This is a genomic window from Streptomyces sp. NPDC104367 (genome assembly GCF_055583825.1).
The window spans coordinates 1-10,900 of the sequence record NZ_JBVJND010000020.1 but is presented as its reverse complement, the minus strand read 5'-3'; the positions used below and the strand labels follow the sequence as shown (position 1 = coordinate 10,900).

The following is a 10,900-nucleotide window of genomic DNA, read 5'->3' as shown; positions in this document are numbered from 1 at the left end:
GGATACGTCAACTCCGCCTGAATGACGCTATAGTTCAGCCGTCAACTGCCAGTGCTGGCAGGCCGGTCCCCGCAGGCCCAGGGCCACCGAGGACCGTCCTGAACAGCCGTCATGAGAACCCGTGGCCGCCCGGTTCATTCACCCACGTACTTTTTCCCGCACGGGCGACCGGGTTCTCTCCCCACCCCCCTCGATACATCTCACCGAAAGCTTCACCTTTCCGTGGCCATCACCGTTCACGAGAACCGGCCCGCCGGCCGGCATGCCGCCGTTCCGGCCGGCAGTCTCTTTCGGCGAATCTACGCACCCCGCGCGAGCGACGCGCTGGCCTTTTCCATGGCGACGTACGCGATGCCGCTGCTGGTGCTGACCGTCACCAGTTCCGCGTCCTTGACCGGGCTGGCGTTCGCGCTGGAGTGGACACCGCGGATCGCCGCGTTCGTCCTCGCCGGCAATGTCGTGGACCGGCGTGGTGCGGCGATCGTCTGTTTCATCGCCTCGCTCGCCCGGGCCACGGTGGTGGCGGTCTCGGCGGTCGCCCTGGCCGTGCTTCCGCCGGGCAGCGCGGAGACCGCCGTGATGCTGGCCCTGGCGGCGGTCACCGGCACCCTCTCCCAGTTCGGATTCGTCGCGAACGAGGCCGTGGGAGCGATCGTCGCCCGGCGGGACCAGGTCCGGCCCCACGGGGTGCAGACGGTCCTCGTCGGCATCGACCAGACCGCCACCGTCGCCGGTCCGCTGCTCGCCGGTTTCCTCCTCCTCGCGGGACCCGGATGGATGCTCGGCTGTCTCAGCGCGGTGTCCCTGATCGCCGCCGTGCTCGGGCTCCAGACGCCGCCGACGCCGCTGCGGGCCGGGCGCAACGACGAGGCGGGCCAGGACGGCGCGCTGCGTCTGGGAATGCGGACGCTGCGGCAACTGCCCGTCCTGGCCTGGCTGGTGGCCGGTCTCGCCTGTTCCAACCTCGCCCTCGGTCTGTTGCAGTCCGCCAGCCCGGTGATCGTGGTGGAGACGTTCGGCCGCTCCACCGCCGACGTCGGCACCATGTGGTCCGCCGCCGCCCTGGCGACGCTGCTGGCGATCACCTGCTGCCGGCTGGCGCTGGCCCGGCTCGACCTGTGGGCGGTGGGCGTGGTGTCCGCGACACTCGCCGCCGCCGCGTGTCTGGCCGTCACCCAGGCTCCGTCCTACGCCTCCTACACCGTCCTGGTGGCGATCTTCATGGCCGGGGACGGCGGCCTGACGGTCGTGCTGCGCACGGTGCGCTCGCTGGTCATCCCGCCCACGGCGCTCGGTGCCACGCTCTCGGTGACCATGCTGCTCCTGCTGCTGCCGTTCCCCGTGGCGGGCGTCCTCGTCGCGCTCACCCCGCCCTCGCGGCTCGACGGGGTCGTGATGGTCTGCGCGCTGGTTCAGGCCGCCGCCCTGATCCTCACCTTCGTCAGGCTGCGCGAAGCGCCCGCCCTGCGCTGGTCACCGCTGGACAACCCGGAACCTGGCTTCGGCTGACCGTCCGGAGCCGGCTGCGACGGCGCTCCGGCACTGCCGCCGACCGGTCCGGACGCAGGACCGGTCGGGATCCCCGGGGCACGGGCCGGCCGCCGTCGAGGAGACGGCCCACGCGCTCCGGGCGCCGGGCCGCCGTACTGACGTGGACGTGGAGTCCGCCCTCGGCGCGGGCCGGGGCCGCCCGGGCGCTTCAGCCGAAGGCCGCGGGGTCGAACCAGGTGGGGGCGTCGGACATGGCCTGCTTGATCCGGAAGACGCCGAACTCGTGCAGCTCGGGCAGGGCGTCCACGTCGAACCAGCCGACCTCCAGCGACTCGTCGTCGTTGACGCGCGCCTCGCCGCCGACGGCCCGGCAGCGGAAGGTGATGTCCATGTACTGGCAGACGTCGCCGTTCGGGTAGGTGACCGGGCTCAGTGCCTGGACCAGGACGACCCGCTCGGCGACGCAGCGCACCGCCGTCTCCTCGAAGACCTCCCGCACGGCGCAGACCGCCGGCTGCTCCCCCGGCTCCGGGATGCCTCCGACGACGGACCACTTCCCGGTGTCGGTGCGGCGGCCGAGCAGCACTCTGCCCTCGTCGTCGAAGACGACGGCGGTGACCCCGGGCAGCCACAGCAGTTGGCGGCCCGCGGAGGCCCGGAGCGCGCTGATGAAGTCAGGAGTAGCCATACCGCGACCCTAGCCGCCCGGTTCCCCCGCACCGGCCGACGGCACGGGGCGTACGGCGGGTGTACGGCTACGCGCCACCGGCGCGCCGACGGCGCAGTCCGGCTCCGATCGCCCAGCCCACGCCGCCCGCGGCGACCAGCACCAGCGCGATCTCGGGCAGGATGCCCAGCTTGGTCGCGGGCGTCTCGGAAGTGCGCAGCGGGACCTTCTGGACCAGGTAGGCGGGCACGAACATGCCGGTCTTCTGGGTGATCCGCCCGTCCGGCATGATGACCGCGCTGACCCCGCTGGTCACCGGCACGGTCACGGTCCGGCTGTGCTCGACGGCGCGGATGCGGGACATGGCGAGCTGCTGGTAGGTCATCTCGCTGCGGTCGAAGGTGGCGTTGTTGCTCGGCACGGAGATCATCTCGGCGCCGTGCGTGACCGTGTCCCGCACGTCCCAGTCGAAGGCCGCCTCGTAGCAGGTGGCCAGGCCGACCTTGGTGCCGTCGATGTCGAACACGCCGGGCTCGGTGCCCCGGCTGAAGTCCTGGCGGACCATGCCGGTCCAGTCCTTGTTGATCGCGCCGACCAGGCCGCGCAGCGGGAGGTACTCGCCGAAGGGCTGGATCTGCCGCTTGTCGTAGGTCGACGTCGGTCCCTTGACCGGGTCCCACAGGATCTGCTCGTTGAGCAGCTTGCCGTCGCGTTCGACGACGCCGCCGACCGAGATGGGGACGCCCATCGCCTTGGCCGCCTGGTCGATCACGGCGGCCGCGTCGGCGTCCTCGAACGGGTCGACGTCGGAGGAGTTCTCCGGCCACAGCACGAAGTCAGGCTTGGCGGCCTTGCCCGCCTTGACGTCGGCGGCGAGCTTGAGCGTCTCCTTGACGTGGTAGTTGAGCACGGCCTGCCGCTGCGCCGCGAAGTCCAGACCGGCGCGCGGCACGTTGCCCTGGATGACGGCGACGGTGACGGAGCCGTTCTCCGCCTTGTCGCTCACCAGCGTCCGCGCGGCGACCGCGCCCACCACCGGGACGGCCACGCTCAGCAGGGCGGCGGCCGCCGCCCCGCGCCGGATCTCACGCGTCCGGCGCCCCTCGACGGCGAGGCGGCCGGCCTCGTACAGACCGAAGCCGCAGAGCACGACCGCGAAGCCGAGCACCGGGGTGCCGCCCAGTGCGGCGAGCGGCAGGAAGACGCCGTCCGCCTGGCCGAAGGCGATCTTGCCCCAGGGGAAGCCGCGGAAGGGCACACGCGCGCGTGCCGCCTCCCCGGCGATCCACAGGGCCGCCGCCCACACGGGCCAGGCCGGCAGCCTGGAGACGGCGGCCACGCCGACGCCGACCAGCGCGACGAAGACCGCCTCGATGGCCACCAGCGCGAGCCAGGGGCCGGGGCCCACCTCGACGCCGGTCCACACCAGCAGGGGCAGCAGGAAGCCGAGCCCGAAGACGTAGCCGAGGCCGAGCGCCGCCTTCCAGGTGCGGCCGCGCAGCACCCACCCGAATCCGGCGAAGGCGGGCAGGGCCAGCCACCACAGGGTGCGGGGCGGGAAGCTGACGTACAGCAGCACTCCACTGAGCGCGGAGGCGGCGGCCGGGACCAGGCGGTGGAGCAACCGCATACCGCGGGCGCGGAGCGCGGGGCGCGGTGTGAGCTGGTCCGACTGGTCCACGGAAGTTGCGGTGACGGTCACTCCGGGAGTGTACGGCGGTCGGCCTTGCGGCCGACAGCAAGGTCTCGTCATGCAGGAATGCCATCGTTCCCGCTCAAGTCGTCCACAAAGCGGGCATCACCGGTTACGGTGAGGCGAGGCAAGCAACGGGGCCCGTCACGGGTCGGGGGCCTGGTACGGGGGGCGACGGTGGGGTCGACCGGGATGACGTCCGCTGCCGGTACGGATGCGGACATCGACAGACGAAACGTTTCTGACGCGGTGGGCGTCGTGGTGCTCGGGGCGTGCGCCGTGTGGCCGCTGATCTCGGCGGCCGGGCGCGACGGCCGGCCCGAGGGTGTGCTGCTGGCGGTGCTCGCCGTGGCCGCGGGCTACGCCGCCGGCCGGATGTCCGGCTCGCTGGTGCCGGTGGCGGCGCCCTGTGCCGGGGCGGTGGCCGGCCTGGGGCTGGCGGTGGCGATGCCCCGTGTGGCGCTCGGCCCCCAGTTCACGACCCCGCTCGGCCACGCGGGCGCCGTGGCCGCGCTCCTCGCCCTCGCGACGGGCGGCGCCTGCTGTGCCGCGTGGGCGACGCCGGTACCGGCGCTGCGCTTCGGGCTGCGGGCCCTGGCCGCCGTGATCGTACTGGCCGGGGCGGCCGTGGGCTCGGCGGCCGGCTGCGCCGCGAGCGCCGCCGTCCTGCTGTGTTCCCTCGCCGCCGGCCGGATGCGGCACCGGGGTCCGGGGCTCGCGGGGCTGGTCCTGGCCGCCGCGCTGGTGACCGGCGCGCTCTGGGCGGTCGCCGCGAACGCCCTGCCCCCGGGGCTCGCCGCCGCCCTCGAAGGCCCGCTCGCGTCCTCTCGGGTCTCGCTGTGGCGGGACGCCCTGCACCTGGCCCAGCGGAACCCGGCCCTGGGCGTCGGGCCGGGCCGCTTCGGGGAGCTGAGCGGCGCCGCGTCCGAGTCGCTGCCACCCGGCGGCAAGCCGCACTCCGCGCCCCTCCAGCAGGCGGCCGAACAGGGCCTGGTGGGGGTGGTGCTGCTGGCCGTCGCGTTCTGCTGGATCCTCTACGCCCTGTGGCGCTCGCCCCGCTCCACCCCGGTCGTCCTCACCGCGGGCGCCGCGCTGACGGCGCTGGCCGCCGTCGCGGCGATCGGCGACGCGCTGAGTTTCACGACGGTGTCGGCGGGCGCGGGCCTGCTGGCGGGCCTCGCGACGGCCCGGCCGTGGGCGGCGGACGTCCCGCGCGGATAGACAGGCGGACCGAGCGCGCCTGGATCGCACCCGCGCCCCGCCGTCCGCGTCAGTGAGCCGTGCCCGGTGTGATCGTCCGCAGCCGCTCCCTGATGACCCGCACCGCCGACTCGGCGTTGTCCACGGTGATCGTGAAGGTGTGGCCGTCCCACAGGCTCAGGACGATTCCCTCACCGCGGCGGACGACCACGGCCGTGCCCTTCTCGGGGCGCCAGCGGTAGCCCCAGCCGCCCCAGTGGCGCGGCGTGATCTGCGGGGAGAAGTCGGCTCCCACCACCTGGGAGAGGGGAATGCGCCGGCGCGGCACCCCTATGTGGCCGCAGCGGATCTCGAGGCACTCCTTGTCGAGCCTCAGGTCGACGTGCACGAAGGCGAGCGTGCCGAAGAGCACCAGCAGACCGGCGGCGATACAGCCCACGACGGACATCACCAGCGGGGCGATGCCCGAGGTCCAGGCGGAGTCCACGGCCAGCTCGACGCCCAGCGCCATGCAGGCCGCGCCGACCAGGGCCAGCAGCCACTGGACCCGGTTGGTGGCACGCCCGGTCCAGACGTCCGGGTGCGGGGCGTCCTGGTCCGGGAAGAGGTCATGGGGGTGGTCCCTCATGACTACGAGATTACTCAGGTTTCGCTGCGCGGGTACCGAGTCGCGGAGGGTGACTGCTCACATCGGGGGTATCCCCGGCCCCGGCGGGTTCACTGCGACGCGGTGGGACTGGCGGCCCGCAGCAGGCGGCCCTCCGCGTAGCTCAGCGCGGCCTCGGGCAGTTCGCCCTCGCGGCCGTTGAGGAGCACCGTCACCGTGCCGGTGGCCGGTGCGCCGGGGGCGGGCCGGGCGCCGATCCGGCGCAGCGCCTGGGCGGCCACCGCGCCGGCGGAGCCGTGCAGGACGAGGGGCGCGGCGCCGGGGCGCTGCACCGCGGCCAGGATGCGCTCCGCCAGGAGTTCGTAGTGGGTGCAGCCGAGGACGACGGTCGTCACGTCGTCGGGTGTGAGGTCGGCGGCGGCGCTCACGGCGGCGGCGATGGCCGCCTGGTCGGCGTGCTCGACGGCCTCGGCCAGGCCCCAGCAGGGCACCTCGGTGACCGGCACGCCGCCGGCGAAGTCCTCGATCAGGCCCCGCTGGTAGGCGCTGCCGGTGGTGGCGGGGGTCGCCCAGATCGCGACGGGACCGCCGCCGGCCGCGGCCGGCTTGATCGCCGGGACCGTGCCGATGACCGGGATGCCGGGCTCCAGGTGCGCGCGCAGGGCGGGCAGCGAGTTCACAGTCGCCGTGTTGCAGCCGATGATGAGCGCCTCGGGCCGGCGGGCGGCCGCGGCGTCGGCGACGGCCAGGGCGCGCGCGGTGACGTCCTCGGGGGTGCGCGGTCCCCAGGGCATGCCCTCGGGGTCGAAGGAGAGCACCAGGTCCGCGTCGGGGCGAAGCCGCCGTACCGCGGCGGAGGCCGCCAGCAGGCCGATTCCGGAGTCCATGAGCGCGATCTTCACCCGGCCACGATAGACGATGGGCCGTCGGGAGCCGGTCCGGTGGGGCAGACTGCGCGCGTGAGCGCCATCGCGTGGACCGCCGCCGTATCCCTCGCCGCCTGGCTGTGGCTGCTGCTCTGTCAGGGCTTCTTCTGGCGCACCGACGTCCGGCTGCCGCCCCGGCGCGATCCCGGACGGTGGCCGGACGTGTGCGTGGTGGTCCCGGCCCGGGACGAGGCCGCCGTCCTGCCGCTGAGTCTGCCGTCGTTGCTGGCGCAGGACTATCCGGGGCGGGCGGAGGTGTTCCTCGTCGACGACGGCAGTACGGACGGCACCGGGGAGCTGGCCCGGGAGCTGGCGGCGCGCCACGGCGGACTGCCGCTGACCGTGGCCTCCCCCGGTGAGCCGCCGGCGGGCTGGACCGGCAAGCTGTGGGCGGTGCGGCACGGTGTCGGCCTGGCACGCGCGCGTGGCCCCGAGTACCTGCTGCTGACGGACGCGGACATCGCGCACCGGCCGGACAGTCTGCGGCTGCTGGTGTCGGCGGCGCGCACCGGCGGCTTCGACGTGGTGTCGCAGATGGCCCGGCTGCGGGTGGAGAGCCTGTGGGAACGGCTCGTGGTGCCCGCCTTCGTCTACTTCTTCGCGCAGCTCTACCCGTTCCGCCGGATCGGGCGGAAGGGTTCGCGGACGGCGGCCGCGGCGGGCGGCTGCGTCCTGCTGCGCGCCGGCACGGCGGAGCGGGCGCGGATCCCGGACGCGATCCGGCACGCCGTGATCGACGACGTGGCGCTGGCCCGCGCGGTGAAGGGCGCCGGGGGCCGGGTCTGGCTGGGTCTCGCCGACCGCGTGGACAGCGTGCGCCCCTATCCCCGGCTGCACGACCTGTGGCGGATGGTCTCCCGCAGCGCGTACGCGCAACTGCGGCACAACCCGCTGCTGCTGCTCGGTACGGTGGCCGGTCTCGCGCTGGTGTACCTGGTGCCCCCGGCCGCGGTGCCGGCGGGAGCGGTCAACGGAGACACGGCGGCGGCGCTCCTGGGCGCGGCGGCCTGGCTGGTGATGACCGCGACGTACGTGCCGATGCTCCGCTACTACGGCCAGCCGCTGTGGCTCGCTCCCCTGCTGCCGTTCACCGCCTTCCTCTATCTCCTGATGACGGTCGACTCGGCGGTGCAGCACTACCGGGGGCGCGGGGCCGCCTGGAAGGGCCGCACGTACGCGCGTCCCGACGCCGTGGCCGACGAGGGCTGACCCGCCGCGCGCACGGTCACTTGCGGCCGGGCGTCCAGTTCATCCCCCAGCCGTAGGCGCGGTCGACCGTCCGCTGCGGGCTCACCCCGCGCTCCGGGACCAGATAGCGCGCCTCCCGCTGTACGACCAGGTCGCCGCCGTTGTTGGTGAGCAGGGCGAGCGCGCACACGGTCGAGGGGACCGTGCACTCGTCCAGGGAGAAGTCGATCGGGGCGCCGTGCTGGGGCTGGAGGGTGACGGTGGCGTGCAGGTCGGCGAAGGACTGGGCGCCCTGGTAGATCGTCACGAAGACCAGGATGCGCCGGAAGTCCTCCTTGTGGTCGAGGTTGACGGTGAGGTTCTCGCCGCTCGCCACCGCCCCGGTCCGGTCGTCGCCGTCGAGGTGGAGGTACGGCGGCCGGTTCAGGGAGCCGAAGGCGTTGCCCAGTGCCTGGACGACGCCCTTGCGGCCGTCGGCGAGTTCGTACAGGGCGCACAGGTCGAGGTCGAGGTCGGCCGCGCCGCGCCGGCCGCCCCAGGTGGCGAACTGCTTGCGGACCTGCCAGTTCAGGTTGACGCGCAGGACGCCCGAGGTGCCGCCCTGTTTGGCCAGCGAGACGGAGGGCGCCGCCTTGGTGAGCGTCACCTTGGACAGCCGCACGGGAGCGGCCGGCGGCGCGGCCGGGACGGGCGGAACGGGCGGAACGGGGAGACCGGCCGAGGTCTGCGGCAGGGGCTGCGGGAACGGCGGGGCCGTGGGCGGCGGCGGGGCCGCCGGAGGCGCCGCCGGGGCCGGGGCGACCGGGGCCGGCGCCTGGGCGGAGGCGGAGGCGGAGGCCGCCGGATGCTGCGGTTCGTCCACCGTGATCCCGAAGTCCGTCGCGAGGCCTTCGAGGCCGCTGCTGTAGCCCTGGCCCACCGCGCGGAACTTCCAGCCGCCCTGGCGGCGGTACAACTCACCCAGGACGAAAGCGGTTTCCACGGTGGCGCCCGTACTGTCGAACCGGGCCACCACGTCCCCCCGCGCCGCGTCCCGGACCTCGATGTACAGGCCGGGGACCTGCCCGAACGCACCGCCGTCGGCGGAGGCGGCGAGGACGATCCGCTCGATCGGGGCCTCCACGCGCGCGAGGTCAACGAACAGGGTGTCGGTCACCTGGCCGCCGGACGGCCGCTTGCCCTCGTGCCGCACCGCACCGGAGGCGTGCGCGGGCTGGTTGTAGAAGACGAAGTCGCCGTCCGAGCGCACTTTTCCGGCGACCAGCAGCAGCGCCGAGGCGTCCGCGTCGGGGACACCGGGGCCGGAGCGCCAGCCCAATTCGACGCGCAGCGCCGTCGTCGGCACCGGCGCATTCGATCCTTTCGGCATTGTCATGTCCGCCCCCATCGCGAGTCGACGAGCCGGGTGCGCCCGGCAGTCCCAGGTCATCCCTACCCGCACAACCTATTCCCGGGGACAGCCAACTCCCATGAGCGGCACAGGAAGATCGCCGTACAACCGCCGGTAACCAGCAGGGAACTCGGCCTTTACACGATCAGAACGTTGATTGCCGTCCTTTTTTGCCGAGTTCGCTCGGATTGGGGATCCGGCATCACCGCCGACACGGAAAACAACCGTCTTATCGGTCTCCCCAACCAGCACATCGTGGGCTTAACTTAGGTGCCATGACCTCCCCCCGCTCCACCTATGGCGGCGGCTACTACTCCGCCTCCTTCCCGGACACTCCGATCTACGACTCGCTCGTGGCCGAGCGGGGCACCCCGCAGATCGCCCCGATCCGGGTACCGCCCGCCTACGACACGGGCGGCAGCCTCAGCAACCTGCCCGCCCTGCCGTCGGCGCTGCCCGCCCTCCCCGCGGGCCCCTCCCAGCAGGCCCCGGGCTACGGCTACCCGCAGGCGCAGCAGCCCGCGCCGCTCCAGCAGGCGCCCTCGGCGTACATCCCGCAGCAGGCGACGGCTCCCCGGGGCTACCCCGGCCAGCAGCCCCAGCAGCAGCCCCGTCCGATGATGGGCGGCACGGGTTACGAGGCGATGCGCCCGGCGGCGCCGCGCCCCGCGCAGGCCGCGCCGTACCAGGACCCGTACAACAACCAGCAGCAGCAGTACCGCGGCTACTGACCGACTGCCCGGGATGTCCGTGCGGCCTGGCACGATGGCTGTATGGGGCGTACCGAACTGCAGTCGATCCACATCCACCCGGTCAAGGCGTTCCGGGGCTTCACGCCGCCGGAGGCCGTCGTGGAGCCCTGGGGGCTGGCCGGGGACCGGCGCTGGGTACTGATCGACGGCGGGGGAAGGGCCGTCACCCAGCGGGAGGAGCCGCGTCTCGCGCTGGCCGCCGCCGAGTTGCTGCCCGGCGGCGGTGTCCGCCTGTCCGCGCCCGGGCGCGCGCCGCTGACCGTGCCGGTCCCGGACTCGGCGGACACGGTCCCGGTGGAGATCTTCGGCACGAAGGTGGAGGCGGTGCTCGCGGCGGAGGCCGCGCATGTGTGGTGCGGCGGCTATCTGGGGGCCGAGGTCCGTCTCGCGCACATGGACGAGCCCGCCACCCGTCGCCCGATCGACCCGGAGCACGCGCTGCCGGGTGAGACCGTGAGCTTCGCCGACGGCTATCCCCTGCTGGTCACCACGCAGGCCTCCCTCGACGCCCTGAACGGGCTCGTCGCCCAGGGCGGCCACCCCCACGAGGGGCCGCTGCCCATGAACCGGTTCCGGCCGAACGTGGTCGTGCGCGGCACCGAGCCCTGGGCCGAGGACGACTGGACGCGCATCGCCATCGGCGAGGTCGAGTTCCGGGTCACGAAGATGTGCGGCCGGTGCGTCGTGACCACGACCGACCAGGCCACCGCCGCACGCGGCAAGGAGCCGCTGCGGACGCTGGCGCGCCACCGCAGGTTCGGCAGGCAGCTCGTGTTCGGCCAGAACCTGGTCCCCCGCTCCACGGGCACCATCCGCGTCGGCGACCCGGTCCGCGTCCTCGGCTGACCCCGGCACAGGCCCGGCCGGAGTCCGGCCCGCGCCCGCCCCCCGCCCCCGTTATGTTCTTCGCGGCTCCGCAATGGGGCCGCTGGCCTCCGGGCCCGGCATGACTGTGTCCCCCTGTCGAACGGATGACCTGGGGGGTG

Annotated in this window: 10 protein-coding genes; 5 read left to right on the top strand and 5 right to left on the bottom strand. The window is 73.9% G+C overall.

Annotation, left to right across the window (positions count from 1 at the left end; all coding sequences use genetic code 11):
• Window positions 1-222: 222 nt before the first annotated feature.
• On the top strand, window positions 223-1,509 hold the full coding sequence (locus ACZ619_RS27510; protein WP_469604184.1) for an MFS transporter: 1,287 nt from the start codon (window positions 223-225) through the stop codon (window positions 1,507-1,509).
• Window positions 1,510-1,699: 190 nt separating this feature from the next.
• Here ACZ619_RS27510 and ACZ619_RS27505 read toward each other — a convergent pair whose 3' ends face one another.
• Window positions 1,700-2,179: an NUDIX hydrolase gene (locus tag ACZ619_RS27505; protein ID WP_469604181.1), complete on the bottom strand. Its 480-nt coding sequence runs from the start codon at window positions 2,177-2,179 to the stop codon at window positions 1,700-1,702.
• Between the two features lie 67 nt (window positions 2,180-2,246).
• Window positions 2,247-3,860 carry an apolipoprotein N-acyltransferase gene (gene lnt, locus ACZ619_RS27500; RefSeq protein ID WP_469604179.1) on the bottom strand — a complete coding sequence of 538 codons (1,614 nt, stop codon included), beginning with the start codon at window positions 3,858-3,860 and terminating at the stop codon, window positions 2,247-2,249.
• 183 nt (window positions 3,861-4,043) lie between these two features.
• Here lnt and ACZ619_RS27495 point away from each other — a divergent pair, with 183 nt between their 5' ends.
• Entirely contained in the window at window positions 4,044-5,072 is a 1,029-nt protein-coding gene (locus tag ACZ619_RS27495; RefSeq protein WP_469604177.1) for an O-antigen ligase family protein, read from the top strand.
• A 49-nt stretch (window positions 5,073-5,121) separates the two neighbouring features.
• On the opposite strand, the gene ACZ619_RS27490 is transcribed toward ACZ619_RS27495, so the two are convergent.
• Window positions 5,122-5,679: a hypothetical protein gene (locus tag ACZ619_RS27490; protein WP_469604174.1), complete on the bottom strand. Its 558-nt coding sequence runs from the start codon at window positions 5,677-5,679 to the stop codon at window positions 5,122-5,124.
• Window positions 5,680-5,768: 89 nt separating this feature from the next.
• Window positions 5,769-6,560, bottom strand: a complete 792-nt coding sequence (locus ACZ619_RS27485; RefSeq protein WP_469604172.1) for a glutamate racemase — start codon at window positions 6,558-6,560, stop codon at window positions 5,769-5,771.
• Between the two features lie 39 nt (window positions 6,561-6,599).
• Here ACZ619_RS27485 and ACZ619_RS27480 point away from each other — a divergent pair, with 39 nt between their 5' ends.
• A complete protein-coding gene (locus ACZ619_RS27480; RefSeq protein WP_469604169.1) occupies window positions 6,600-7,793 on the top strand; it encodes a glycosyltransferase in 1,194 nt (397 codons plus the stop codon).
• A gap of 16 nt (window positions 7,794-7,809) precedes the next feature.
• Here the strand turns inward: ACZ619_RS27480 and ACZ619_RS27475 are convergent, their stop codons facing one another.
• Window positions 7,810-9,159: a TerD family protein gene (locus ACZ619_RS27475; protein ID WP_469604587.1), complete on the bottom strand. Its 1,350-nt coding sequence runs from the start codon at window positions 9,157-9,159 to the stop codon at window positions 7,810-7,812.
• A 278-nt stretch (window positions 9,160-9,437) separates the two neighbouring features.
• Between ACZ619_RS27475 and ACZ619_RS27470 the strand changes: the two genes are divergently transcribed.
• Window positions 9,438-9,893 carry a DUF6643 family protein gene (locus ACZ619_RS27470; RefSeq protein ID WP_469604168.1) on the top strand — a complete coding sequence of 152 codons (456 nt, stop codon included), beginning with the start codon at window positions 9,438-9,440 and terminating at the stop codon, window positions 9,891-9,893.
• A gap of 42 nt (window positions 9,894-9,935) precedes the next feature.
• A complete protein-coding gene (locus tag ACZ619_RS27465) occupies window positions 9,936-10,760 on the top strand; it encodes an MOSC domain-containing protein (RefSeq protein WP_469604165.1) in 825 nt (274 codons plus the stop codon).
• Window positions 10,761-10,900: the final 140 nt, after the last annotated feature.

What these genes read in the sequence shown, in the direction of transcription:
- ACZ619_RS27495 (WP_469604177.1), top strand. Translation starts at nt 4,044, where the DNA reads ATGACGTCCGCTGCCGGTACGGATGCGGACATCGACAGACGAAACGTT.
- ACZ619_RS27465 (WP_469604165.1), top strand. Translation starts at nt 9,936, where the DNA reads ATGGGGCGTACCGAACTGCAGTCGATCCACATCCACCCGGTCAAGGCG.
- ACZ619_RS27505 (WP_469604181.1), bottom strand. Translation starts at nt 2,179, where the DNA reads ATGGCTACTCCTGACTTCATCAGCGCGCTCCGGGCCTCCGCGGGCCGC.
- ACZ619_RS27470 (WP_469604168.1), top strand. Translation starts at nt 9,438, where the DNA reads ATGACCTCCCCCCGCTCCACCTATGGCGGCGGCTACTACTCCGCCTCC.
- ACZ619_RS27490 (WP_469604174.1), bottom strand. Translation starts at nt 5,679, where the DNA reads ATGAGGGACCACCCCCATGACCTCTTCCCGGACCAGGACGCCCCGCAC.
- ACZ619_RS27475 (WP_469604587.1), bottom strand. Translation starts at nt 9,159, where the DNA reads ATGGGGGCGGACATGACAATGCCGAAAGGATCGAATGCGCCGGTGCCG.